Source organism: Methylomonas albis, assembly GCF_014850955.1.
GTDB lineage: Bacteria > Pseudomonadota > Gammaproteobacteria > Methylococcales > Methylomonadaceae > Methylomonas > Methylomonas albis.
Genome location: NZ_JACXSS010000001.1, coordinates 3,125,267 through 3,151,551, shown reverse-complemented (window position 1 = coordinate 3,151,551; position 26,285 = coordinate 3,125,267). Strand labels below are relative to the sequence as shown.

General features: G+C 51.6%; 16 protein-coding genes. 10 read left to right on the top strand and 6 right to left on the bottom strand.

Translation table 11 applies throughout. The annotated features are described in order from the left end of the window. Positions 1-2,517, top strand: coding sequence for a TonB-dependent siderophore receptor (locus tag EBA_RS14480; RefSeq protein WP_192375368.1), 2,517 nt, complete (start codon positions 1-3; stop codon positions 2,515-2,517). 125 nt (positions 2,518-2,642) lie between these two features. On the opposite strand, the gene EBA_RS14475 is transcribed toward EBA_RS14480, so the two are convergent. From EBA_RS14475 to EBA_RS14465, 3 genes are all read right to left on the bottom strand, one after another. Next, complete coding sequence (locus EBA_RS14475; protein ID WP_192375367.1) at positions 2,643-2,993, bottom strand: hypothetical protein; 351 nt, start codon at positions 2,991-2,993, stop codon at positions 2,643-2,645. A 97-nt stretch (positions 2,994-3,090) separates the two neighbouring features. Continuing rightward, on the bottom strand, positions 3,091-4,515 hold the full coding sequence (locus EBA_RS14470) for an Nramp family divalent metal transporter (RefSeq protein WP_225616301.1): 1,425 nt from the start codon (positions 4,513-4,515) through the stop codon (positions 3,091-3,093). Positions 4,516-4,637: 122 nt separating this feature from the next. Further along, positions 4,638-5,600 carry a helix-turn-helix transcriptional regulator gene (locus EBA_RS14465; RefSeq protein ID WP_192375366.1) on the bottom strand — a complete coding sequence of 321 codons (963 nt, stop codon included), beginning with the start codon at positions 5,598-5,600 and terminating at the stop codon, positions 4,638-4,640. Positions 5,601-5,920: 320 nt separating this feature from the next. Between EBA_RS14465 and EBA_RS14460 the strand changes: the two genes are divergently transcribed. Both EBA_RS14460 and EBA_RS14455 read left to right on the top strand, forming a co-directional pair. Then, a complete protein-coding gene (locus EBA_RS14460) occupies positions 5,921-6,379 on the top strand; it encodes a hypothetical protein (protein WP_192375365.1) in 459 nt (152 codons plus the stop codon). Between the two features lie 9 nt (positions 6,380-6,388). Then, complete coding sequence (locus tag EBA_RS14455; RefSeq protein ID WP_225616299.1) at positions 6,389-6,949, top strand: PEP-CTERM sorting domain-containing protein; 561 nt, start codon at positions 6,389-6,391, stop codon at positions 6,947-6,949. A gap of 100 nt (positions 6,950-7,049) precedes the next feature. On the opposite strand, the gene EBA_RS14450 is transcribed toward EBA_RS14455, so the two are convergent. Then, positions 7,050-7,256: a DUF1289 domain-containing protein gene (locus EBA_RS14450; protein ID WP_033155285.1), complete on the bottom strand. Its 207-nt coding sequence runs from the start codon at positions 7,254-7,256 to the stop codon at positions 7,050-7,052. Positions 7,257-7,675: 419 nt separating this feature from the next. Here EBA_RS14450 and EBA_RS14445 point away from each other — a divergent pair, with 419 nt between their 5' ends. The 3 genes from EBA_RS14445 to pbpC all read left to right on the top strand — a co-directional run bounded on the left by EBA_RS14445 (position 7,676) and on the right by pbpC (position 19,704). Then, entirely contained in the window at positions 7,676-10,075 is a 2,400-nt protein-coding gene (locus EBA_RS14445; RefSeq protein ID WP_225616297.1) for a TonB-dependent receptor plug domain-containing protein, read from the top strand. A gap of 419 nt (positions 10,076-10,494) precedes the next feature. Then, positions 10,495-16,947: an alpha-2-macroglobulin family protein gene (locus EBA_RS14440; RefSeq protein ID WP_192375362.1), complete on the top strand. Its 6,453-nt coding sequence runs from the start codon at positions 10,495-10,497 to the stop codon at positions 16,945-16,947. A gap of 456 nt (positions 16,948-17,403) precedes the next feature. Then, positions 17,404-19,704 (top strand): penicillin-binding protein 1C, encoded by a 2,301-nt coding sequence (gene pbpC, locus EBA_RS14435; protein ID WP_192375361.1) that lies wholly within the window; start codon positions 17,404-17,406, stop codon positions 19,702-19,704. Between the two features lie 95 nt (positions 19,705-19,799). Here pbpC and cysZ read toward each other — a convergent pair whose 3' ends face one another. Together cysZ and mtnA are read right to left on the bottom strand one after the other, a co-directional pair. Further along, entirely contained in the window at positions 19,800-20,534 is a 735-nt protein-coding gene (gene cysZ / locus EBA_RS14430; protein ID WP_192375360.1) for a sulfate transporter CysZ, read from the bottom strand. Further along, positions 20,528-21,565: an S-methyl-5-thioribose-1-phosphate isomerase gene (gene mtnA / locus EBA_RS14425; RefSeq protein ID WP_192375359.1), complete on the bottom strand. Its 1,038-nt coding sequence runs from the start codon at positions 21,563-21,565 to the stop codon at positions 20,528-20,530. The genes cysZ and mtnA overlap by 7 nt, the downstream gene beginning before the upstream one ends. Before the next feature lie 352 nt (positions 21,566-21,917). Between mtnA and EBA_RS14420 the strand changes: the two genes are divergently transcribed. The 4 genes from EBA_RS14420 to EBA_RS14405 all read left to right on the top strand — a co-directional run bounded on the left by EBA_RS14420 (position 21,918) and on the right by EBA_RS14405 (position 26,285). Continuing rightward, positions 21,918-23,225 (top strand): TRZ/ATZ family hydrolase, encoded by a 1,308-nt coding sequence (locus EBA_RS14420; RefSeq protein ID WP_192375358.1) that lies wholly within the window; start codon positions 21,918-21,920, stop codon positions 23,223-23,225. A 163-nt stretch (positions 23,226-23,388) separates the two neighbouring features. Beyond that, positions 23,389-24,228, top strand: coding sequence for a glycosyltransferase family 2 protein (locus EBA_RS14415; protein ID WP_195880820.1), 840 nt, complete (start codon positions 23,389-23,391; stop codon positions 24,226-24,228). A gap of 256 nt (positions 24,229-24,484) precedes the next feature. Beyond that, positions 24,485-24,838 (top strand): hypothetical protein, encoded by a 354-nt coding sequence (locus EBA_RS14410; RefSeq protein ID WP_192375356.1) that lies wholly within the window; start codon positions 24,485-24,487, stop codon positions 24,836-24,838. After that, positions 24,825-26,285 (top strand): glycosyltransferase, encoded by a 1,461-nt coding sequence (locus tag EBA_RS14405; protein ID WP_192375355.1) that lies wholly within the window; start codon positions 24,825-24,827, stop codon positions 26,283-26,285. Before EBA_RS14410 ends, EBA_RS14405 begins: the two co-directional genes overlap by 14 nt.

The window sequence follows — 26,285 nt, the reverse complement described above, 5'->3', positions numbered from 1 at the left end:
ATGTCCAACGCAAAGCATTGCAATCCCTCAGCCGGCAAAGGCCGGCGCCATGCCGCCAAAGCCGCGTTGCTCGCGGCGCTGATCTCGCAAACCGCCCATGGCGATGCCGCCGGCAAACACCATTTCGACATACCCGCCCAGTCGCTGAATCAGGCCTTGTTGATGTTCGGCAGGCAAAGCCAGCAACAACTGATGTACGGAACCGACATTGCCGACAACCTGCGTAGCCGCGCCCTACAAGGCGATTACACCGCCGATGAAGCGATCAGAATTTTGTTGGGTGACGCGCCGCTACAGGCCGTGACGACCGGCGAAGGAAATATCACTTTGCAGCCTAAAGCGCGGGAAATGCACAACAAAGCCAGTCCGGATACGATGGCACCTGTGTTGGTGACCGGTAAAGCCGTTTACGATATTACCGACCCCACCAATCCCAGTTATAGCCAGTCAACGGCATCGACTACCAAGACCGACACGCCGATCATGGAATCGCCTTTTTCGGCCAAGGTCATCACCAAACAAATTTTGAAGGATCAACAAGTGGTCCGGCTGGACAAAGCGTTGGAAAACATCAGCGGCGTGTTGACTAGTCAAAGCGCGGCCGGTATCGGCGGCGGCCAAAGTTCGATATTCATCCGCGGTTTTCAAACGTATGAATATTATCGCGACGGCGCGCGGATCAATAACGGCTTTTTGGTAAATGGGCCGCGCGAGACGGCTAACGTCGAGCGCGTCGAGGTTCTTAAAGGCCCGGCATCCATACTGTATGGACGCATGGAACCGGGCGGCATGGTCAATATCGTGACAAAAAAGCCGTTGGCAACGCCTTACTATTCTCTGCAACAGCAATTCGGTTCGTTCGATTTCTACCGTACCACGGTAGACGCCACCGGCCCGGTCAATAAGGATAGAGACTTGTTGTATCGTGTTAATCTGGCCTATGAGAACGGCGGTTCGTGGCGGGAGTTTTTGAATAACGAGCGGGTGTTCTTCGCGCCGAATTTTCAATGGGACATCAGCGACCGCACGAAGTTAAATTTTCATTTGGAATATCAGCATAGCAACGATCCTTTCGATAACGGCTTGTTTGTGATGCCCGGCAGCAACCGCCCCATCAATTTGCCTCGCGAGCGAAATCTGGCGGAACCCGGCCCCGGCACGGAATCCGAAACCATCGCCACGGGTTACGATTTGACGCATGCCTTTAACGACAATTGGAGTATTCACCATCGTTTCGATGCATTTTTATTGCCCAGCGCCGATAACCCGCCGCAGGTAAAATTTGCCGGACCAATCGCTTGCGATACGGTTAGCTGTATGACCGGACAACAAACCTACGAGGCCCGCCGGACACAGGAAAGTTACTATTCGACTTTGGATCTGACCGGTAAATTCGATACCTGGGGCTTGCATCATACGGTTTTGATAGGCGGTGACTATCAGCGCGTGCAGGACGATACCGAGTATTTCGGTTTTAATTCCAGCGACACTCTTCCTCTCAATGCCTACAACCCGGTGCATACCGGTGTGAATGCCGGTTTGTACAACAGGCCGAATGTTTGGGGTTCGGCCGGTTTCGTCGAGGAATGGGGTGGATTTTATACCCAGGATCAAATCGAACTTCCCCGGCATGTACATCTATTGGCTGGATTTAGATACGACACCGTCAGGAAAAATGATTGGAATCAGATCGGATTAAATTTTGGCACGCCGTCGTACTTACCCTATGCCAATACCGTGCAGGTGGAAGAGGCGGTTAAACCACGTTTTGGCCTATTGTGGCAACCGATACCGGAAGTCAGTTTGTACGGAAATTATGTTGAAAATTTCGGTATAACCAATGGCCTGACGACGAATAACTCGCCGTTGCCGCCCACTTCCGCGCAACAATGGGAGGCCGGCATCAAGACCGAATTGTTCGATAGCCGTCTGACAGCGACGCTGGCTTGGTTCGACATCACCAAACAAAATATTGCCACGCCCGATCCCAATCCGGTATTGGCGCTGTTGGGGTTTAACAAGGCCGTAGGCGAAGTCCGCAATCGCGGTATCGAATTCGACGTATCCGGCGAGGTATTGTCTGGCTGGAACATTATCGGCAGCTACGCATATATCGATTCGCAAATTACCAAGGACACGGCGTTGGTCGGCAATGAAATCACCAATGGTAACCAGGGTCATCGCCTGTGGAATGTGCCGCGCAACAGCGCCAGTTTGTGGAATACCTACGACGTTCAAAGCGGCGATTTACGCGGTCTGAAAGTCGGCGGCGGGATGTCCTTGCGGGATCAGCGGGAAGGCGATAATGCCAATAGCTTTCAACTGCCCGGCTATGCGTTGGTCAATCTGATGGCCGCTTATAGTTGGAAAGTCGGTCCCACCAAGCTTACGACGCAACTGAATGTCAATAATCTTCTGGACAAAATGTATTGGGATAGCGCTGCCAACAACTCGTCCAATGGGGTCATGCCTGGTGCGCCACGCAGCTTCTTAGGTTCGGTGAGAGTGGAGTTTTAGTATCGTGAAGCTCTTGGCGGGCCAGGGCTGCGAGTCAGATTTTTATATCCCCAAGCGGCTTTGGAAGGACCAAAAGTTTGTGAGGGGGGTAACCCGGTCCAGCTCTAGAACTGGCGTTATTTCAACTAAAGTGACTTATACAGCGCCAAGGCTTTGTTCAATTCTTCGGAAGCGGCTTTAATGTCGCCTAACTTGGCTTTAATTTGGCCTTGAATTACCAGCGCGCCGGCTTGTTTTACAACGATTTCGCTACCGGTGATTTTCTCGCCGGAGGTGCGGGCGGCCTTCAAATGCACTTGGGCGGTATTGAAGTCGCTTTTAGCAATTTCCACCAAGGCTTTTTCCAGGTGCGAGATGGTTTCGCTGACATTTACCGAGCTGCTGGCTGTGGCTTCCGCGGCTAGGGCTGTCGTAGCGTATATACCGTAGCTAGTTGCCAGGGATAAGCTCAGCAGTGTGATTTTGATGATATTCATAAATAGTGGCCTTGTGGTGCATGAAGGAAATAGCAGGTTACCCGGAAAAAATTATTTTTCCTGCGGTGGCCTGTTGGTTGTTTGAGCCAGCGCCACACTACCCTAGTTTGAGCGTGGCGTTTAAATACAAAACGGCCAACAGCACATACACCACAAAGCTTAAACCCAACAACCAAGGTTTACCTTTAGGTCTAGCCCATGCCGGCAAATGCGGTGGCAGCAGTTTATGGTTGAGCAGATACAGCGCTACCGGAAACATGATTGTGCCGCCAAAGCCGATGATGGCGCTGGTTAAAATCAGTGGGCCGGGGGCGTCGAGTTGCATGGTCAGTGAGGTGATGATAGTCAACAAGCCCAAAAAGATGTAATACCAGCGTCGGGCCGGCAGACGGCGGCTGCTCGGAAACAAGGTCAATATAATATCGGTTTGGATACGGCTGACGGCGTCGGCGGTGGCTAGCCAGGTGTCGGTTAAAAAGGCGGCTGCCACCACCAAAAACAGTAAGCGGCCGATCTCGCCCCAACTCACTGCAAAGAACTGGCTTTGCACCACCGCCAGTTCGTATTCTTGCGGTAATAAACCTTTTGGAAACAACAGCGCATAAGCCAGCAGGCAGGTCATTAGCGTGGTGAGTAGATTGCCGATAATGCCGACCAAAATATCCGCGCTTAAAAACCGCCGCCAGGTCGACCAATTCTTCGCGCTCTCCGCGTCGTCGGCCGGCAGGAAACCGTCACTCAATACTGCTTCTTCTGAGCCGCCCAAGCCGGTGATGCGGCCAACTCGTCCAGCCATGCCGGCGCCTTTATCGCGCAACCAGTAGGAATAAAACAAAATCCAGAAGCCGCCTAGCCCTGCAAAGGTAATAGCAGTCAATAGTTTGCTGGCATCGCCGCTATCCCAGGGGCGCGGCATCTCGCCGACCGGGCCGAGCAGGCCGAGGCTAAATTCCGGCAGCGCCTTTAACACATCGCTTTGTAAACATGCGGATAACAGCCCCACCACGGTGACTACCGCGACCAGTTTCATGAAGCGTTCTATTAAGGTGTAAACCACGCCGCTGGCGAGAATGGCCGAAACGAACACCGCAATCGAGGTGTAGCCCCAAAACAAGCTTTGCCCGCGTTGCGTCCAGCCGGTCGGCCAGTGCGTCAGCTCGGCCATTGCGGTGCCGCCGGCCGAGGCAAAGGCACCAAACCACAAGAAGGACACGGTCATCAGCAGCCACAAAAAGATCCCAAAGCCGCGATGCAAGCGAATAAAGCCGTGGAAGATGCTTTCGCCGGTCAGCAGGGTGTAGCGGCCGATTTCCAGGTTCAACGGATATTGCAGCAAACAGGCCGGGACCAGCAACCATAAGAAAGTCAGGCCGTATTTGGCAATCATGTACGGCCACCAGATCAACTCGCCGCTGCCTTGTGCCAAGGCCATCCACACCACGCCAGGGCCAAGTGCTTTCCACCAGCCAGGGAAGGCGGGAACAGTGTGGCGGGGGAGGGCGTGTAGGTCGGTGTTGTTCATGGTTTGCAAAAATGAAAGCTTTATTGGAAAAGCCGCCATTTCCGCAAATTTGCCTGGATTTGGCAAATCCGTTTAACAATCCGGTGGATGGTTACTGGTGGAAATTGGGGAAGCAGGGGTTTTCAGCGTTTCTTGGAAATTTGCTTGGGTGAGACGCCGAAATATTTACTAAAAGCCAGGCTGAAGTTGCTGGCGTGCCGGTAACCTACCATCTCCGCTACCAAACTGATCGGTTGCCGAGTTGACGCCAGTGTGCGATAGGCATGCCGCATCCTGATCTCGGTGACGACGCCGTAAGGGGTATTATTAAAATAATGCTGGAACAGATTTTTTAACTTGAATGGGGTAATGCCCAGAGTTTTTGCCAGGTTTTCCAACGATGGCGGATCTTGGTAATGCAGTTCGAGGATCTCGCGGGCTTGGTCAGCTATGTGCCGGCTGGCTTCATCGAATCTGGAATAGCCGTATTTTGCAGGTTGGCAGAGTCCGCTAAGTTCGCTAGCCAGTATCGTCATGACATGGCCGTTTAATGTTAGCGGTGCCAAAGGGGCGCTGAGGTCGCATCCGAGCAATTGCCGGGCAGCAATAATGCTTTGATTCTGGCTTGGCCGGCAGCTTAAAAGTTGCAAGGCATTTTTCTGGAAGAAAAACGCTGATTCATTTTCGCCCAAATAGCGGTCCATCCAGCGCTTGCCGATTGAAAAACGCAATTGCTTTATGGGTTTATTCGCTTGGTATTGGCGTTCGCCGTTACTGCTGTCGAAACTGGTAATTGTGGTATTGCCTTCGCTGAATGTCAGCTCATGCTTCTCGCTGTCGATGAAGCGGGTGTGACCAGTTATCCCAAGAGTTACTACCAGCCGCGGCTCGGCGAAATCGATTTTGCTGGTGATCGCCAGATCGTGCAGGGGTTGATAGGTCGTTTCTATGTAACTTAGGGAGGGATCGAGCTGAAAAATCAGCGATCTGCCCTCGCCGAGCTGAGAAGGCAAGGATTGACGCCAGCAATGTTGTTGCGGACCGGGCTGCATGGACAGCTCGTTACTGCTCAGCCTTTTGTATCCCGCCTTTTTTGTGTCGGTCATGTCCTGAAGTGTCCTTGGCCTAGAGGATTTGCCCGCCTCGGTTGGGCATACGACTTACTTTTACAATAATTTGTGACATAACACTAACTTTTATCATAAATCATTTTAAATCCGTCTGCTTTGCCGGACGAGTTAGATGCGCGCTTTTCCTATCTTTATGTTTTATATGTCTTATTAAATCGGTGGCATAAGGATTGATAGTTGGTTTTTGGGTTGCTTAACTACTTAAGCCTCACATTGCGCGGAAACGCAATCAGCAGGAATGGTTAGGGGTAATTCGCCAATGACAAAATAACTATCAAGATTTTCGAGAGGACACGATGAAAAACGTTAAATATCTATTGCTCGCTGCCACGCTGGGGCTGTCTAGCCAAGTTCAAGCCGCACCAGGTTGTAGCGCCGCTAATTTGAACGGCAGTTATGTGCTATATCAAAACAGCGTGGCGCTGGCTAATCTGCATACAGGACGTTGCGAAATTACGGTTCTAAACGGTGTAGTAGGTGGTTCTTGCGCATTCACTACCACGCAAAGCGGGGTGATCACGCCGGGTTTCTCCGGCCCGGTAAGCGGCACCGCCACCATGAACACCGATTGCTCGGCTGTGGCGCAATTAGACTTCTCGCCGGCGCCTAATGTCACTGTGCAATCATTCTTTGATTTGCAATTTACCCCGGACAAACAGTCGTTTATCGGTCAATGGACCAATAATTTTGGCTTACTGGGTACTTCCGCCGGTACCCGTTTCTCTCCGTTCCTGCCCTCCACACCTGCGCAATAAGGTCTGATGATGACAACTAAATCTTTAAAGCTGGCCTTGGCGGTTGCTGCCTGGCTATTGGCGCCCGGCGCGAACGCGGCGGTTTACAATTTTGTGCAAACCGGTTTTGACGACGGGGCGACGATTTCCGGTAGTTTTACCGTCAATGATGCCAATAACTCCGGGCAGATTAATGTGGGAAGTGCCGTTTGGGGAATGAATTTCAACGAAATATCGGCGTTTTCTTTATCGTTTTCCGGTAACTCTATTGTTGGTGCGTTCACCCACAATCTGGCCGAATTATCGGTGATGGTTTACAACCTCGGCAGCCCTTACCTTGGCGACGAGATCCACGGCGCGCAACAGGAACTGATAGCCTCCAACTATTTTGGCACCACCGGCTTTGATTATTACAGCGGCATGGGCTTTGGCGGCTTCGGTGGCGCGGTATTCGATAAAGCCAGCAACGCGACATCTTATAGCTACGACTTGGTGTCGGTAACCCCGGCCGCCGTGCCGGTTCCTGGGGCAGTTTGGTTGTTTGGAACGGTGCTGGCGGGATTTGTCGGTATGAAGAAGCGTAAAGCTTGATTGCCAGTTGCAAGGCTTGGATAGCAAAAACGCCCGCTAAGGGCGTTTTTTTTTGACTGACCGTTTCTTAGTGATGTGGGTGGCAATCAATTCCCAACGGTCAGGCGGTTTTTTGCAGCTTTTTCAAAATGCTTTTACTGATCCGTTCCACAAAGTCTTCGGGATTTTCGTAGTCATGCTCTCGGATAAACTCCACGACCGATGTCACCAATTTTTTGGTGTCGGTGATTTCCTGATGCGATCTGCCGCAACCGCCGCAGTGGGTGCCTTCGGATGTGCATTGGTCGATACAAGGTTGGTATTTCATAGAGTGTTCTCAAAAGTTAATGGCTAAATGGTGACTATTGTAAGTGGCGGCAGCGAGTTACCGCAAAACTTAACGCCAACATCGGCTCTTTGGCTTCCCATGTTGGATAAATTGCTGCTGACGCTATTTTTATAAGTATTGTAATTTAGATGTAAGAGATTGAAAGTAATCAACTATTCTGTTAAATAACATAGTTCAATAACTTGAATTAAATAATTCTAATATTACAATATAGTTTGCTTTAATTTGGTATAGCTCATTGGCAAGCTCACGCTTCCGGCCGCTGCCGGTTTTAAAACTGTTCGATCAGTTTACAGATTTCCAGCTTTTTTGACGGTTTCAAGGGCGGAAAGATCTTAATGATCGTTGCTCGTGCCAATAGCAAATTGAAGTTATTTTTGACTTTCGAAAGGCGAATTATGAAAAAAATCTGCGTAGACAATCAGCAAACGGTCCTGCATGCTCCCTCGTCAGTAACAACAGGTCTCGGCTTATTGGGTTTGTTGGCGACTGGCATGCTGCCTCTCGGCTTTACCTCGGCGGTTAACGCCGATGACACAATCGAAAACTCCCTGGCTGATGAAGTGGTACTGGAAAAAGTCATCGTCACCGACAAGTTTCCAGGGGTAAAGGCCTTAAACGCTTCAGACATGGAAGCGGATATTCTTACCAGCAAGCGCGCGGCGGTCAGCGATACGGCCAAACTGCTGGAAGATACGCCGGGGGTGAGTTTATACGGTGCCGGCGGCGTCTCCAGTTTGCCGGTGATACATGGCTTAAACGACGACCGGGTGAAAATCGACATCAATGGTATGACGCTGACCTCGGCTTGCGCCAATCATATGAATCCGCCGCTGTCGTATATCGACCGCAGCAATATCGGCAAGATCACCATTTTGACCGGTGTAACGCCGGTGAGCCTGGGTGGCGACAGCATCGGCGGCACGATTTCCGTGCAAACGCCCGATCCGGTATTTGCCGAGCCGGGCAAGGATATTTTGCTGGACGGCAGCGTGTCGTCGTTTTACCGCAGCAACGGCGATGCCTTCGGCGGAAGCATCGCTGCCGGCGTGGCGACGCAAAATGTGCGACTGGACTACACGGGGTCGCACACCGAGAGCATGAATTACAACGACGGCAACGGCCAGATCGTTAAATCCACCGCTTACGAAAACCAAAACCACTCGGCCGCCTTGTCGTTCAAATCCGATAAACATTTGCTGGTGATCCATGGTGGTCAGCAGCATATTCCGTTCCAGGGCTTCCCGAATCAGCGGATGGATTTGACCAACAACGACAGCATCTTCGGCAACATCATGCACAAAGGCAGTTTCGATTGGGGTTCGCTGGAGAGCAAATTCTATTTCGAAAGCACCCAGCACAGCATGGACATTGGTGAGGACAAACACAGCCAGTTTCTGGATGGCACGGCTAGCGGCGGCACCTTTGCGCCGCCCAACGATCAAATGCCGATGGAAACCCGTGGCCGCAACCTGGGGTATAAAATCCAGGCGGAAATTCCATTCAACAAGCGCGACACTTTCCGGATCGGCAACGAATATCACAGCAACAAAATCAACGATTACTGGCCGGCGGTGCACACCAATACCAGTATCGCTGCCAATAATACCGATGTCCGCAGTGCCTATTGGATGATGGCGCCGGAAGCCTATCTGAATATCAATAATGGCGAACGCGACCGGGTGGGTTTTTTTGGCGAGTGGGAAGCCAATTGGGATGCCAAATGGCGCAGCTTGTTGGGTCTACGTTACGATCACACCACCACCAATACCGGTGAGGTTCAACCCTACAACCCCGATTTGATCAACACCGGTCAGACTCGTACGGTGGATAGAGCTGGGGCGATTACCGCTTTAAATGCTGCGAATGCCTTCAATGCCCGCGACCGCGAACGGAGTAACGACACTTTCGACGTGACCGCTCTGGTGCAATTCACCCCCAACGACATCAGTCAATACGAATTGGGATACGCCCGGAAAAACCGCGCGCCTAATTTATACGAGCGCTATGTCTGGGGCGCGCGCAATATGGACATGGCGATGATAGGCTGGCACGGCGACGGCAACGGCTACGTGGGCAATATGGATTTGACCGAGGAAACCGCGCATACCGTCAGTTTGACGGCCGCGTTTCACGAACCGAAAAACAATCTTTGGGAAGTGAATGCTACGCCGTATTTTACCTACGTGAACAACTTCATCGATGCCGACCGTTGCGTCAGTGCCTCGACGGCCGCAGCCAGCGGTTGCAAAGCCACACCGCAAACCGCCACCAACAGCTTCGTCTATCTGCAATATGCCAATCACGACGCCCGATTGTGGGGGATGGACGTGTCCGGCCGGACACGGATTTACAAAGACTCAACCGTCGGTGAATTTGCCGCCCACACCACCATGAGTTATGTGCGCGGCGAGCGCATGGATGGCGGTAACCTCTATCACATCATGCCGTTTAACATGAAGCTGAGTTTGGATCACCGTTTGAACACTTGGCAAAGCGCGATAGAAATGCAGTTTGTCGACGGCAAGGACGACGTGCAGGCCATCCGCAACGAAACCGAGACGGCGGCGTATATTTTGTTAAATGCCCGCACCGGCTACGAATGGGGCAAAGTGCGTTTTGATGTGGGTCTGGATAACGTGTTGGACAAGCAGTATTACCATCCCTTGGCAGGTGCCTATCTGGGTGACCGCTATGGCATGAATCCAACTGCGCCGGCCAACGTCACGGTGCCTTGGGGTAGAAACATTGCCGGGATGGGCCGTTCGGCGTTTGTGGGCTTGACGATCAAGTTCTGATGCCAAGTTTAGGATCAATGGAAATTGATTGAACGAGGCTATTTGATTGTTGTGTCACGACCTAGGTGGGTTTTGACACAATGATTGAAAAATACCGGCTTTGGTCTGGCAGAAATTGTGAAAATTTTCGGTGGGTAACGTTCGGCAAGGATTCCAAAGACACGAGTAAACATGGTGTCACAGTCGCTGAACTTCTCTTTCGGCGGCACCATTGCAGGTCAGCAAAATTCGTTTGGCGACAAAAATAACGGATGGTCTATGCTTGTCGGCCAATAGGCACGGTTTGTGAGTCCCCTGCGCGGCGATGGCGTATGCGCACGGATTTTCAGAAGTGTCCGGCCAGTCGTTAGCCTGTCCACCTCAGTGTTATGTTGTTGGGGAAAAAGGCGCTCTCCAAAGTAGATCAAAAGGAAAAGTCGATGTTAACTATCTCGCTGCGCAAGGGATTTTTAAGCGGTTTAGTGGCCTTAGCCTGGCTGTTATTGATACTGAACGGTTGCCGAGAGGATAGTAAAAGCGTCGCTCCGCCGATGATATATCTGTTGAATCATCAACATTGGACACCGGTGTTGGTACTGAATTTTACCGATGCCATCGCGCCACCGGATGACAAAAGTTTGCCTCTGAAGGAAGGTGTTCCGCAACTGGAACCGGCCATGGAGGGCGTGTGGCGGTGGCAGGATCCGTCGCGGTTGGCGTTTTTTCCGGCGAGACAGACGATTCCGCCTGACGCTAAGCTGAAAATTTCTTTGGCTGACGTGAAATTGCATCCCAGCTACAAGCTGGAGCAAGCCGATCTAAAATTCCATACTCCCGAATTGCAAATGATTCGCCACGAATGCCAATGGGTCGATAGTCACGACGCACCCTTGCGGCGTTCGTTGGAATTTAACTTGGAGTTTAATTATCCGCTGGCCCATCCTGCCTTCAGCGCCGCGATGGCCAACGGCACGGCCATAGATATTCATGCCAGTCAAGGCGTGCGCATTAAGGCCAGTAGCGACCAACTGCTGCGTCCGGCCGAGGATTCTGTTATTAAAGCAAGCTTTAAAGCCGGCAAAGTGTGGTTGTTGGCTGTCAATCAGGCCGCGACCGAAGCTGAATTGGCAACTGGTGCCGAATGCGAGTTGCCGATGATTCGAGGGGATTGGGATAAGTTCGATGCGCCGAAAGCCGTTATTCCCAGCGTCACCGATATCTGGGCCAATCAATACGATGGCAAAATCAGTGTTCGGCTCAGAGGTACGGATTTGACAGAGTCTGTCAAGAAAACCAAGGCCGGAGAGCCCGTGGCGGGCGGCGTTCGCATCGTCCCCGAAATGGAAGGCCAATGGTTCTATGGAGAATCCAAAGGCGATGGCGATTTGGTTTTTACCCCGAAAGCGGCGGATGCGTTGAAACCCGGCCAAGCATATGAAGTCAAGCTTGAGCAATCGGCCTTTCCGGGGCTGAAGTTTGAAAAGCCGCAGTATTCCGGCTACGTGACGATGCCGGATCTAACTGTGTCGGTCGGTAACGTTCGGCTTTACAATGACCCGATAGACGCCAAGATTAAACGCGCGACGGCCACCCTGACTTTCAATTATCCGCCGCAACGCGATGGTTTGGCCGCCAAAACAGCGGTGTGGTCGCGGCGTTTGCCGGCCAGAACGTTCCAGGATGCGATCGGCTACGAGCTTAGCTACGACGACAAAAATCCCAAACTGGCCTATCTGAAAACCACGGCATTACACTTGGTCGACGATCCGAGCGAAATCAAGATCGTTGTCGATAAAGGCGTCGTTGCCCAAAGCGGCGGCGAGCCTAGCAAGCAGGAAGCAATCGGCGTACTGGCCGTGCCCAGCGCGCTGGATTATTTGAAAATAGAAAGTCTGGTTGTCCAAAGTGTCATCAAGCAAGATGACAGTATCGAACGTTTGCTGGTGCTGAAAACCAATATTGCGTTGAAAGACCCGGCCGGGTTGGAAAAAGCCGTCGAAGTCTACGTGTTGCCGGATTGCCGGATCAAAAATCCCGCCAGACCCAAGTTTTGCGCCGAAAAAGATGTTACCGAATGGCAAAGCGCCAATCAGATCGACTCCGACGTCATTAAACTGTCGACGCCGGTGGCGTTAAAGTGGCGCGAATCGGATAGTGAAGATCCTACGGTTCAGCATTTGAGTTTCGCGGCTCCAGAAAATAGCCGGTTGTTGGTCAAGGTCAACAAAGGCATAGAAAGCCTGGACGGTTTTAAATTGAGCGGCGACGCCCGATATTTACAGGAATTGGGCGCCAATCAACGCGAGCTGAAAATCCTCCACGAAGGTGCCTTGCTCAGTCTCAGCGGCAATAAACAATTGGGCGTTACCGCGCGCGGCGTGCAAAACGTGCACGTGGAGTTGCAACGGGTGTTACCTCACAACATGCACCATGTCGTGCATTTCACCTCCGGTAATTTCGAAAATCCCAGCTTCAGCCTGCCAATCGAACATTTCGCCGAGAAATTCGGTTACGACCAGGCTTTACCCTCCGGCAAGGAAATGGAACGCCAGTATTTCGCGGTGGACTTCGGCCGCTTTACTCGCGACAAAGGCTTTCCGCCGAGAGGCTTGTTTATTCTGTCGGTGGCGGAGAAAAAAGCCGAATCGGCGCAAATTTGTACTGAGCAGGAACCAAGCGAAACCGCCGAAAGCGGTAACGGCGAGAGCGCGGAGCCGACTGCCGATGACGTGGAACAGGGCGGCGATGAACAAGCTGCTACATCCGGTGATTGTGCCGCCACTACCGACAACGGATCGGACTCAATTAGCACGGACAAGCGTCTGGTGCTGCTGACCGATATGGGTCTGCTGGTTAAAACCGCCTCCGACGGCAAGCAAGAAGTATTCGTGATGTCCTTCCGCAGCGGCCAGCCGGTTGCCGGTGCGCAAGTGTCGCTGCTGGGCAAGAACGGCGTGGCGGTGTTTTCCGGCAAGACTGACGAACAAGGCAAAGTCGGCTTTCCGACCACCGAAGGCTTAATAGATGAGAAAACCCCGACCGTTTATTTGGCAGAGAAAGACGGCGACCTGAGCTTTCTGCCGTTTAACCGCAGCAACCGACAGCTGGATGTGTCGCGCTTTGATATAGACGGCCTGCGCGATAATGCCGACAGCCTGCAAGCCTTTTTGTTCTCGGATCGCGGCATCTACCGGCCTGGCGACACGCTGAAAATCGGCGCGATTTTGCGCAAACGCGATTGGTCGGCGCTGCCGGCCGGCTTGCCTTTGAAATCCGTGATCAGCGACCCGGAAAATCAGGAAGTCTGGAGCAAAACCTTGAGTTTCGGCGCTGAAGGTTTCGAGGAAATTGCCTGGACCAGTTCAGCCGCCGGCAAGACCGGTACCTATCGCGTGGAGTTGATCGTTGCTGACAAGAGTAAAAAGTCGCTGGGCAGCACCAAGGTCAGAATAGAGGAGTTTCAGCCTGATCGCTTGCAGGTCAAGACCGAGATTCCCGCCGCACCGGCCAAGGGGTGGCTGTCCCCTGATGCTGCCAAGGCCAAAGTTACGGTCCGCAACCTGTTCGGCACCCCGGCCGAAGGCAATAGCGCCAAACTGCAACTGACTGCAAGGCCCTGGTCAGGCCAGGTGCCGGGTTATGCCGATTACCGCTTCCGGCGCTCGGCGACGGATAGCATCCCTGATGTGCCTCAAGAGTTGGGTGAAACCAAGACCAACGCCCAGGGCGAGGCCGTATTTGACCTGCCGCTGGCAAGCGTCGCCGAACCGGTCTACGAAATAGCGCTGGCCGGGGAGGGCTTCGAGAAAGGCTCGGGCCGTTCGGTGGTGGCCATGACTTCGGCGTTGGTGTCCAAACAAGCTTATCTGTTGGGTTATAAACCCGATGGCAGTCTGGATTACATTGCCAAGGACAGTACGCGCAAGCTGGATTTGCTAGCTCTGGGTAGCGACTTTCAGCCACGGCAAGCCGAAACATTGAATGCCGAGATATTTGAAACCCGCTATGTCTCGACGCTGGTTAAACGCAGCGACGGCTTGTATCAATACCAGTCCATGCAACGCCAGGAACTGCGCAAAACTCTGCCGCTGGCCTTGACCAAAGGCGTGGCCGACTTGATCTTGCCCAGCGACAATCCCGGCCGTTTCTATGTAATCTTCAAAAATACCCAGGGCGAGGAACTGAACCGAGTCGATTACACTGTCGCCGGTGCCGGCAACGTCACCCGCAACATAGAGCACAACGCCGAGCTGAATCTGACCCTGAATAAGACCGAGTATCAACCCGGCGAAACTCTGGAAGTACAAATTGTCGCGCCGTATCAGGGCGCTGGTTTGATTACCGTCGAACAGGACGGCGTACTCACTAGCCAATGGTTCAAGACCAGCACCACTGCCTCCAGCCAGCGTGTCGCGCTGCCGAAAAATATCAGCGGCAACGCCTATCTGTCGGTGGCTTTCGTTCGTTCGCTGGATTCGCGGGAAATCTACATGAGTCCGCTCAGCTATGGCGTGGTGCCGTTCAATATCTCCAAACAACGCTATACCCAGGAGATAGCACTTAAGGTGCCGGAGACTGTGCAACCCGGCAAGACGCTGGATGTGGGCTACCGTGTCAAGGAACCGACCAAATTGCTGTTATACGCAGTCGACGAGGGCATTTTGCAGTTTGCCCATTATCAGAATCCGGCGCCGTTGGATTATTTCTTCCGCAAACGCGCCTTGCAGGTTAAAAGTCACCAGATTCTGGATTTGATCCTGCCGGATTTTGCCTTGGTACAGCATCTATCGGCGCCGGGCGGCGATGAGGATGCACAGCTGGGTAAATATAAAAATCCCTTCGCCCGCAAACACAAACCGCCTATGGCGTTCTGGTCCGGCATCATCGACGCTCAGCCCGGCGAACACAGCCTGGCGATTCCGGTGCCGGATTATTTCAATGGCAAAATCCGCGTGATCGCCGTGGCGGCCAATGCCGGCAAACTGGCGGTGCCGGTGGCGAGCAGCGTTGCCAGCCAGGCTTACGTGATCCAGCCGCAGCAACCCTATGTTGCCGCGCCGGGCGACGAGTTCGACATGGGCGTACTGGTCGCCAACAATAGCGGCGCAGCCGGCACTCTGCCCTTGCAAGTAAACATCGCCGCTGGCGACTCGTTGGAATTGTTGTCGCCCAATCCACAAACCCTGACGTTGGCTCAGGGCCAGGATGGTACGGTGCGTTTCCATGCCAAGGTCAAGGACAACAAACTCGGTCCGGTCGATGTGCATTACCAGGTCTCTGCCGCCGGCAAGAGCGCCGACTACCGCGAGGAAATCAGCATCCGGCCGTCGCAACCCTTACTCACCACGCTGCAAGGTGGGGTGCTGACCATAGAGGAACAGCGCAAGGGCAATGTGCGCCAGTTGGACGTGAAACGCGACATGTATGACGCCCAACGGCAGGTGGAATTTTCGGTATCCATGACGCCGGCAGCCTATCTGCGCGGCATCGTCGATTATCTGAAACACTATCCTTACGGTTGTACCGAACAGATCACCAGCCAGGCCTTCCCTGCGGTGGTGTTGGGCGCCAATCCTGAATTGGGTTTGTCGGCCGACGACGTTCAGCAATTGCTTGGCCGCAGCATTCACACCCTGCAAACCCGGCAGCGGCATGACGGCAGTTTTGGTTATTGGACAGTGGCGGACGAAGGCATGCCGTTTTACTCGATGTATGCCACCCATATGTTGATGGAAGCCAAGGAGCGCGGCCATCAGGTGCCGGATGCGATGCTGGAACGCGCGCTGGGTTTTGCCGACGAGTATGCCCAATCCCGGCAATACCAATTCCTGCAACACGATGCCAAAGCCTATGCGTTCTATCTGTTGGCTCGAAGCGGCCGGAATGTGGCCGAACGCTTGCGGGCTTTCGAAGCCGATCTGCAGGCGCAAAGCAAAAGCAGCGGAAACGCAATAGCTAGCCGCAGCCGTTTCTTCATTGGTGCCGCCTACAAGCTGCATCATCTGGATCAGAATGCCGACCGCCATTTCGGCGAATTCCAACGGCAATGGAAATCCAGCGGCTTGTTGCCCAAGGACATTCAGAACAATCCGGAAGACCTGAGTCTATACCTGTATCTGGTCGGCAAGCACATGCCGGAGCTGATCGACAGCCAGGACCCGCAATTCGGCCGCTATCTGCTGGAGCTGGGCCAGGATTTGGTCAAACAGCGGATGAACTCGTTCCGTGGATCGATGGCTTTGCTGGGCCTGGGCAGCTTGTGGACGCGCTTTGAACAGGATCAGCAAAAAACATTTACGGTGTTGGCCGGCACGCCGCTGGCGCAACTGGCCCTGGAAGGCAAAACCATCAAAAGTATCATGCTGACGCCGGTGCTGCGGCCTTTGGAAATTCGCGGTGAAGGCAGTTGGAATCTGTACTACCAGCTTAGTGAACGCGGCTACGACAAAGCCGCGCCGGCCACAGCCATCGTCGAAAAGCTCAGCATTACCAGGCAGTTGCTCAACGATAAAGGCGAAAAAGTCGACCACATCGGATTGCAGGACAAACTGTACGTTCGGGTGGGCCTGCATCCTGATCGGGCGATGAAGGACGTGGCAGTGGTGATGCTGATCCCCGGCGGTTTCGAAATCGACCTAAGCGAGCAAGGCTTGGCCGAGCGCAAGTCGCTGCCTATAGACAAGAAACCGCTTTGGCAGCCGGATTACATTGACGTGCAGGAAGATCGTTTAGTGATGTTCGGCGCGCTGGATGGCGGCGAAAAATATTTCGAGTTCCGCTTAAAGCCCTTGAACTCAGGCGCTTACAAGGTGCCGCCTGTGTTTGCAGAGGGGATGTATGACAGCGAGATTTTGTTTAGGGGCTTGGGGGATGTGGTGAAGGTAGAGGAATAATAAAAAAGGAAGATACTATATGGATGCTGATTGCGTACTCGATTGCTCCTTATCGTTCGTTTCGATAAGGATGTACTGGAGGCCTTCCTTGCCAAAGGCCGTGGCTGGGGATGAATGATGCGCTGAAAGGCTGGCTTAAGGAGCATGAGACGGATTAATAAACTGCCATATTGAACAGGATCCTGACAGTTCTGAAGCTCAGCCTTATCGAAGGTTTACGCGCGAAAAAAACCAAGTAAGGGATGGAGGTGGGGAGTGCCTGGCACGAAAACGCCGAGAATTGGGCGGCGGTTAAACGGCGAACGCTGGATGCTGGGTCGCGGGCTGAATTTTTTTTCCAAACTGCTAGGCGACGGTCAGGCAATATTTGCTTAACGGATCAGGTTAGATGCTCCGACAAAATCTCTCAAAATGGAGGTGAATTGTCGCCGCTTGGTCTCTATTTCACCAAAACTAATGAAATTTACCGTCAAGGTTTTGAAATCCTCGCCGGCCAAACGTCTGTTGTTGGCGACGGTTTTACTGACATTACTGATCTGGCTGGCACAGGGCTTTAGCCCGCAACCGTTGTTGGTCAACCGAGCCAACGGCTCCTATGTCGTGACCGACAAGAATGGTCGCTTGCTGCGATTGAGTCTAACGTCCGACGAAAAATACCGGCTGTGGACGCCGTTGGCAGAATTGCCGCAATCCTTGCAAGATGCGACGCTGTATTACGAAGACCGCTGGTTTTACCGGCATCCCGGTATCAATCCGGTGTCGCTGTTGCGGGCGGTGTGGAGCAGTTTGATCACGCAAGATCGTCGTATGGGCGCATCGACGCTGAGCATGCAATTGGCGCGGCAGCGCTGGCGCTTGAAGACCGATACCGTAGACGGCAAGTTAAAGCAAATGGCTTATGCCTTGTGGTTGGAGCGGCATTTCACTAAAACGGCATTGTTGGAAGCCTATCTTAATCTGGCGCCCTATGGCGCCAACATTGAGGGCGCCGGCGCGGCGGCCTGGGTTTATTTCCACAAGCCGATTTCGGCGCTCAATCAAGACGAGGCGCGGGCTCTGGCGCTGATACCGCAAAACCCCCACGCAAGGGCGCCTATGAATCCTGCTGCACGGCAAAGGCTACACTTGGCCTGGCAGGCGGCATACGGTAACGATCCCGGATTCGACCGTCTCTGGTTCAGGTCGCGCAAGGAGCTGCCGTTCGGCGCGCCACATTTCGCCGAACGATTGCATAGTCTGCATCCTGAATCGGCAACCTTGTCGTCAACGTTGGATGGCACCGTGCAGGCACTAAGCGAGGAATTGCTGGGCGGTTTTCTGCGTCAACATAGATTGCAGGGCGTAGCCAACGCCAGTGTGATGGTGGTGCATGCGCCGAGCATGGCAGTGTTGGGCTATGTGGGTTCGGCGGATTATTTCAACGCCGATATTCATGGTTACGTCAATGGCTTGAAGTCGCCGCGTTCGCCAGGATCTACCTTGAAGCCCTTCATTTATGCTCAGGCCATCACTCAAGGTCTGATCACGCCGGATACTCGTCTAAAGGATACGCCGTTGCGTCTGGGCGACTACCAACCGGAAAACTTCGAGCGTAACTTCTACGGCCCGCTGTCGGCCACCGAGGCCTTGGTGCGCAGCCGAAATATTCCGGCTATCAGCCTGTTGGCGCAATTGCAAAAACCGACGTTTCACCAATTTCTACTTCAGGCCGGCATAAATATCCCCAAACAGGCCGCCAATTACGGGCTGAGTCTAGCGATAGGTGGAGCAGAGATCTCCATGGAGGATTTAATGAAACTGTACGGCATGTTGGCCAATGCCGGTGAGTTGCGGGAGTTACGGTGGTTGAATCAGGAGGATCAACCTGCAGGTAAGCCGCTGTTGACGCCGGAATCGGCGTTTCTAGTCGGCGAAATGCTGGAAAGCAATCCACGCCCGCAACGCAGTTTTGGCGGACGCAGTTTCGGTCGACAACGGGCCGTCGCGTGGAAAACCGGTACGTCTTCCGGCCTGAAAGATGCCTGGGCCATAGGCGTCATGGGCGATTTGCTGGTCGGTGTATGGGCCGGCAATTTTGACGGCAGCCCCAACCGCCACTTGGTCGGACGAGAATTGCTAGGGCCGCTGTTGTTCGATATTCTGGATGCCGTCGCCATGGAACGGCCAAGTCCTGTCGATAAAATTCCGCCACCTGGGTTGAAACGCATCGAAATCTGCCCGTTGTCGGGACAACCGGTATCTGATTGGTGCCCACATCGCAAGGAAGGCTGGATTATTCCAGGCGTGTCGCCAATTAAAACCTGCACCTTGCATAGATCGATACGTATCAACCCGGCCAACGGCTTACGAAAGTGCCCGGAAGACGATACACCAGGCGAAACCCGTGTCGCTGAATTTTGGGATAGTGACGAGTTGGAGGCGTTCCGTCAGGCCGGCATCCGCCATGACAATCCGCCACCTTTCGAACGCTTATGCGAGCAAAGTCGATCGGTCGATGTGGTAATCGATTCGCCCAAAATAGTGTCTCCGCAACCAGGGGTGAGCTATCCGGTACGCGGTGGGCAGCAAAACGGCATTGAATTCAGCGCTATCGCCGCCGGTGGCCAGCATCGTTTATTTTGGTTTGTAGACGATAGTTTTGTAGGTGAAGGTGCCACTGTGTTGTGGCCGGCGAAACCCGGCCGCGTCGAGATCGTCGTGGTTGACGATCAAGGGCGCTCGTCAAGTTTAGTGGTTGACGCAACACGGGCAGAATAGACTACGAGTTACGCTACGCTAGCGAGGTTTAGGTGTTGGCTGTAACTTAATCATATGGGTTTGAAAGCACGGATTATTTGATTTCGGATGCAACGCTAATTAGGTGTCTGCTCGGCTTCTGACAAACGGTATACATAAATCGTTGCCCCTATCACCGCCGCCTGGCCCATCAGCAAATTGACGATAGGCAGCGTCAAACCCAAGCCAGTCAAGCCGCCGAAGCTCAATACCCCCCAACGGGTTTGCTGCATGAATTGTTTCTGTTTGGGAAACGGCAGGCCGCGTTCTTCCAGTGGATACGCCAGAAATTCCATCGCTATGCCCCAGGCGGCAAATACCGCCCAAATAAAGGGTGCGATCAAATTGACGACCGGAATTAAAAACAGCAGCAGCAAGGGCAATACCCGCAGTAACAAATAGCCGACCCGGCGCAGTTCCCCGAAAAACACTTTATCCCAAGACAGTTCGGCTTTGGCGACGCTGCCGCCGCTGATCAGTTGCAGCGTCTTAGCGGCTAGCTGGCTGTAATACGGCGCGGCGATCAGATTGGCAAACAGCGTGAAGGTGAAGAAGCCGATCACTAAAAAGCTGACAAAAAACAGCGGCCATAAAATCCAATTTAGCCAGGACAACCAGTCTGGGATAAAGGAATGTATCAAAGCCGATACCGAATGGTAGCCCAGCACGAAAGCGCCGGTGTACAACACCATATTGATGAACAAGGGTATCAACAGGTATTTGCGCAGTTCGGGGTGGGTGAGCATTTTCACGCCCTGCCACAAGCAGTTCAGCGCAAAGACAGGGTTATTGCCGCGTGGTAAATTTAACATGGTGCCAAGCTCCTTACCCCGTGCAGGCCGGGATCGATAACCACGCCGCGTTCGGTGACGATGGCGCTAATCAGGGCGGCTGGGGTGACGTCGAACACCGGGTTCCAGGCGTTCACCAGTGAGCCTTCCTCTAAGTAACAATCCGCCAACAGTTCCTGGGGATTACGTTGTTCGATTTCGATGCTGTCGCCGTTTTCCATGCTGAAGTCGAAGGTGGAAGAGGGCGCTGCCACCATCATTTTTACGCCGTGCTGTTTAGCCAACACCGCCAGCGAATACGTGCCGATTTTGTTGGCGACGTCGCCGTTGGCGGCGATACGGTCGGCGCCGACGATGATCCAGTCGACCTTGCCGGATTTCATCAGCCAGGCCGCCGCCGAATCCGCGAGCAGTGTGGCGGGGATGCCGTCTTGCGCCAGCTCCCACACCGTCAAGCGCGCGCCTTGCAGCCAGGGCCGGGTTTCGTCGGCGTAGACGTTTTGCAATTGACCGCGCTGGTGCAAACTGCGAATCACCCCCAGCGCGGTGCCGTAACCGCCGGTGGCTAGCGCGCCGGCGTTGCAGTGCGTCAACACGGCTTTGGCGGCGCCGATCACATCCGCGCCGCGCTCACCCATGGCGTGATTGGCGGCGATGTCTTCGGCGTGAATTTGCTCGGCCAATTGGTTCAAGGCCGCGATGGGTTCCGCCGGATTTTCAGCTAACAAGCCCCGCATTTTATCCAGTGCCCAGAACAGGTTTACCGCCGTTGGTCGGGAAGCGGCGAGCTGTTGGATGTCCGACGCCACGGCGTTTTGCCAATCACCGCTCGGATAATGTTGCATCGCCGATAGCACGACGGCATAGGCGGCAGCAATACCGATGGCCGGCGCGCCGCGCACCCGCATCGAAGCGATGGCTTCGGTAACGCCGGCGGCATCGTGGTATTCGTCGTAAGCAATGGTTTCCGGTAGCAAGCGTTGGTCCAGTACTTTTAAGCTGTGCCCGCTCCATTGCAAAGCTTGTACGGAAAGTTTTTGGGATGTACTCATGGTGGTTCCGATTAAAGCAAAGATAAAATTATTTAGTTGGTTCGTGTGCCCTGGGACCAGAACCCTCCGGGCACAAGCGCCGGAGCTGTTGGGCCGCGTGGCATGGGTAATTATTCAGCGGCTATTTTAAGGCGTTTTTGCGCTTGCTGCTGGGTACCTTAGCCTTGTAACTAATCGCGTTGATGGCGTGTCGTCCACGATCAGGATAGTCGCCAGTGAGATAGTTTGGTTCCTGACTGTAAAGAAGTGACGGTCCAAAGGGTGACGATAAATGGTCTTGGCTGCAGTGACTTCACAGGCGAGTAAGCCGGCTAACGAGGTATAATCGTCGCTTTGCATTTTGGGAGAGCCCATGCTGGTCGATCTTCTCATTCAAGCCCGTTGGATTATACCGGTTGAGCCGGAGTCCGCAATCCATGAGCACTCCAGTCTGGTGATAGATGACGGCAGAATCGTCGATTTGTTACCGACCGCGCAGGCAATGTTGCAGTATCAAGCACGCAATGTGGAAGTGCTGGACCAGCATGCACTGATTCCCGGTCTGATCAATTGCCATACCCACGCCGCGATGTCTTTGCTGCGCGGTATTGCCGATGATCTGCATTTAATGGACTGGCTGCAAAACCATATCTGGCCGGCTGAGCAAAAATGGGTCAGCGAAGCCTTCGTCAGGGACGGCACCGATCTGGCGATTGCCGAAATGCTACGCTGCGGCACGACCTGTTTCAATGACATGTATTTTTTCCCGGAAATTGCGGCTCAACAAGCCATACAACATGGCATCCGTGCCAATATTGGCTTGATCGTGTTCGATTTTCCGACCGTGTGGGCAGAAAACGCCGACACCTACCTGAGCAAGGGCTTGGCGCTGCACGAGCAACTGCGAAATGAAACATTGATTAGCACCTCATTTGCGCCGCACGCGCCATATACCGTGTCGGATGGACCGTTGCGCAATGTCATAACTTATGCCGACGAGATGAATCTCACCGTGCATATGCATTTGCACGAAACTGCGCACGAAGTCGACGAGCAAAGAACTAAAAACGGTCAAACGCCGTTACAGCGGTTACACGAGCTGGGTTTGCTGACGCCATCATTTATCGCGGTGCACATGACGCAACTAACTAGCGAAGACATCCTGTTTTACGCAGGGACCGGCGGTCACATCGTGCATTGTCCTGAATCCAATTTGAAATTGGGTAGCGGCTTTTGTCCGGTTGCGGAATGCCTAGCGGCCGGCATCAATGTGGCTCTGGGTACCGACGGTGCCGCCAGCAATAATGATCTGGATATGCTGTCGGAAATGCGCACCGCAGCTTTACTGGGCAAGGGTGTGGCTGGCGATGCCAGCGCGGTGTCGGCGAGGACCGCATTGCAAATGGCGACCATCAATGGTGCCAAGGCCTTGGGGCTGGATGCGGAAATCGGTTCGCTGGCTATCGGTAAAGCCGCCGATGTGGTGGCAATAGACCTGAGTGAGCTTGAAACTCAGCCCTTGTTCAATCCGCTGGCGCAGATCGTCTATGCCGCCGGTCGGCATCAGGTTACTGATGTATGGGTCAACGGAAAGCAGTTGCTGAAAGCAAGGCGACTAACCACGCTGAATTATGAAGATCTTTTGCGCCGTGTAGACGTTTGGTCCAGACGATTGAAATAAACCGGTTTCGATCAACTTCCGCTTAACAATCATTGATCAGCTATTTTAGCTCAGTCCATTAGGATAGGTAGAGAGGTAATGGGAGATTGGCAAATTCGTCAATTTCATTCATCATTCGACATACGCAAATCAAAAATATAATTGGAGAATTCACTTGAGCACAATGAATCAAATAGATCCACCAACTGTCTCTGTTTGTATTCCTACTTTTCGCGGTGAGGCTCATATTGGCGCAGCTATTGAATCCGTGCTCAATCAGAGTTTTACAAATTACGAGTTAATCGTAATTGATGATAACTCGCCAGATAAAACTTGGCAGATAGTTTCGAGTTATCAAGATGAAAGGATTAAATATATAAAAAACTCCGAAAATCTTGGGCCTGAGGGGAATTGGAATAAATGTTTGGCTGAAGCTAAAGGTAAGTATTTAAAACTGTTGCCCCACGATGATACTTTGGCAGCTGATTGTTTACGCCAGCAAGTCGAAGTGCTTGATGAAGACGTTAAAGAAATAATTGCGCTGGTTTTTTGTGCTCGTCACATTGTAGATTGTAACGAAAAAACTATTGCTACCAGAGGCTATCGAGGGGGTAGGCAAGGTGTTGTTTCAGGCGGTGATACAATAAAAAAGTGTGTGCGATTAGGGACTAATCTGATAGGTGAACCCGGTGCTGTATTGTTTCGCAAGAGTCTTGCCGACAAAGTCGGGCCATTTGATGGCGGTATATCTTATATTATTGACCTTGACTATTGGTTTCGTTTATTACTGCATGGTGATGCTTATTATATTGATAAGCCTTTGGCGTCTTTTCGAGTGGCCGCAGGGTCTTGGAGTATTGATATAGGATCTAGGCAGAGCCAAGATTTTATAGGCTTTATTAATCGATGTATTCAAAACCCTGTCTACCGAATAAGTCCTCTGGATTGTATGTTTGGCAGATTTATGGCTAAAATTAATAACTACCTCAGGCTGTTGTTCTACAAATATTACCTTCCTCATTGAAATAAAGGTGGGTTATGCAAGGTGAAAATGTATTTTATCAAGTTTATGCTAATGAGTAGTTACGTAGAAGTCAGCATTTTATTAGAAGATTTATTAAGCGATTCTATATTAATATTTTAAAAGATTTGAATGGCTTCTCTCTAGATGTTGGTCGTGGTGCTGGACAATTATTGTCAAGGCTTACATCTGGTTCTCTTGGGCTTAATTCCTTATTGAGGCTCTAAGGTCTTATGGCATGAATGTGAAGCAATATGATATGAATGAGGACGATTTTCTGTTTTCAGATATTCCTGCGAGCCAGTTCAAAAATCTTATTATTTTGCATGTGCTGGAGTATTTTTCTGATGCTGCTGATGTAATGCGTAAGTTTTGCAATTCGGCTAAGGGTCTTGGTATTGAAAAAATATTTATCATCGTTCTAGGGGGAATGGGCTATGCTTCAGACAAAATACATCGTACATTTATCGATAATTCATACGTGCCTACAAATCATTTGGAATTTCTCTCGGGATATAAGTTGACTAGTGAAACGTACTTTCCCTTGCCATTTGAGTTTTTTGGAAAAATATTTATTTGTAATGAGCTAAAACTAATATATGACAAAGCTTAAAAGTCATCAGCAACGTAAGCGAGTTAAAAACAAAAGAAAGATTGCCTCTTTTGACAGAAAAAAATCAGGATTAAGCCGAGTTTTTAGGGTATTTGATATACGGTTCGTGCGTTTTTTGATTGTTGGTTCAATTAATACTGGGTTCAGCTATGCCGTGTATTCATTCTTGTTGTTTTTAGGGGTTGAATATAAACTGGCAAATTTTGGATCTCTAGTTTTAGGTATTGTATTTAGCTTTAATACGCAGGGGCGATTTGTATTTGGTAATCTTGATAATAGGCTTTTTGTTCGCTTTGTGATTTGTTGGTTTATTATATATATTTTCAATATTTTTCTTATTGGTAAGTTAATATATTTTGGGTTAAATGCTTACGAAGCTGGTGCTGTCGCTCTTGTTCCTGTTACGCTATTTTCTTTTTGTGTTCAAAAACTGATCGTTTTTAGGAAGACTAAGGATTTGGCTGATAACCTAACTACTTCAAATAATCCTCATTTACCCAGGTTATTTATGAATACTAATCTCGCTATTGTAGTTCCTTGTTACAATGAAGAAGAGGTTTTGCCGGAAACAAATCGCAGGTTACTTGGTTTAATGGCAACAATGCAAGAAACCGGGCTCATCTCTGAAAATAGTGGAATTTATTATGTGGATGATGGTAGTCGAGACAGAACGTGGGAATTGATTTCGAATTATAATGCTAAAAGTTCGTCTGTTCATGGGATAAGGCTGTCTAGAAATCGAGGGCATCAAAATGCTTTGCTCGCAGGTGTTTTTAATGCTCCAGGTGATGTCGTCGTTTCAATTGATGCTGATTTGCAGGATGATATCAATGTAATTAAAGAAATGGTGGATGGTTTTAACGAAGGCAATGAAATAATTTATGGTGTAAGGTCGTCAAGAAAAAGTGATACATTTTTTAAACGATTCACCGCACAGTTGTATTATAGGATCTTGAAGTTAATGGGAGTTGATCTTGTTTATAATCACGCGGATTATCGATTGATGAGTCGGAGGGTTATTGATTGTCTAAAGGAATATAACGAAGTTAATTTGTTCTTGAGAGGAATAATTCCTCAATTAGGGTTTCGTACAGCAACTGTTTTCTACGAACGTAGCGAACGGTATGCTGGGGAATCTAAATATCCGTTGAGTAAAATGCTTGCGCTTGCCGCCGATGGTATTACTTCTTTTAGCGTTATACCGTTGCATATGATTACTTGGCTTGGGTTTTTTGTGAGTTTGGGCAGTTTAGCAATGGTTGTATGGATTTTGATTGGTAAATTTGCCCTGAACTCCACAATTCCTGGCTGGGCCTCTTCGGTCCTTCCTATTTATTTCATAGGGGGTATACAGTTGTTAAGTACTGGAATACTCGGGGAGTATCTTTCCAAGGCATACATGGAGACAAAGAGGCGGCCAAGGTATTTTATTGAGGAGATTATTTAG

Coding starts and splice junctions, on each gene's coding strand:
- EBA_RS14480 (WP_192375368.1), top strand. CDS start 1: ATGTCCAACGCAAAGCATTGCAATCCCTCAGCCGGCAAAGGCCGGCGC.
- EBA_RS14475 (WP_192375367.1), bottom strand. CDS start 2,993: ATGAATATCATCAAAATCACACTGCTGAGCTTATCCCTGGCAACTAGC.
- EBA_RS14470 (WP_225616301.1), bottom strand. CDS start 4,515: ATGAACAACACCGACCTACACGCCCTCCCCCGCCACACTGTTCCCGCC.
- EBA_RS14465 (WP_192375366.1), bottom strand. CDS start 5,600: ATGACCGACACAAAAAAGGCGGGATACAAAAGGCTGAGCAGTAACGAG.
- EBA_RS14460 (WP_192375365.1), top strand. CDS start 5,921: ATGAAAAACGTTAAATATCTATTGCTCGCTGCCACGCTGGGGCTGTCT.
- EBA_RS14455 (WP_225616299.1), top strand. CDS start 6,389: ATGACAACTAAATCTTTAAAGCTGGCCTTGGCGGTTGCTGCCTGGCTA.
- EBA_RS14450 (WP_033155285.1), bottom strand. CDS start 7,256: ATGAAATACCAACCTTGTATCGACCAATGCACATCCGAAGGCACCCAC.
- EBA_RS14445 (WP_225616297.1), top strand. CDS start 7,676: ATGAAAAAAATCTGCGTAGACAATCAGCAAACGGTCCTGCATGCTCCC.
- EBA_RS14440 (WP_192375362.1), top strand. CDS start 10,495: ATGTTAACTATCTCGCTGCGCAAGGGATTTTTAAGCGGTTTAGTGGCC.
- pbpC (WP_192375361.1), top strand. CDS start 17,404: ATGAAATTTACCGTCAAGGTTTTGAAATCCTCGCCGGCCAAACGTCTG.
- cysZ (WP_192375360.1), bottom strand. CDS start 20,534: ATGTTAAATTTACCACGCGGCAATAACCCTGTCTTTGCGCTGAACTGC.
- mtnA (WP_192375359.1), bottom strand. CDS start 21,565: ATGAGTACATCCCAAAAACTTTCCGTACAAGCTTTGCAATGGAGCGGG.
- EBA_RS14420 (WP_192375358.1), top strand. CDS start 21,918: ATGCTGGTCGATCTTCTCATTCAAGCCCGTTGGATTATACCGGTTGAG.
- EBA_RS14415 (WP_195880820.1), top strand. CDS start 23,389: ATGAATCAAATAGATCCACCAACTGTCTCTGTTTGTATTCCTACTTTT.
- EBA_RS14410 (WP_192375356.1), top strand. CDS start 24,485: ATGAATGAGGACGATTTTCTGTTTTCAGATATTCCTGCGAGCCAGTTC.
- EBA_RS14405 (WP_192375355.1), top strand. CDS start 24,825: ATGACAAAGCTTAAAAGTCATCAGCAACGTAAGCGAGTTAAAAACAAA.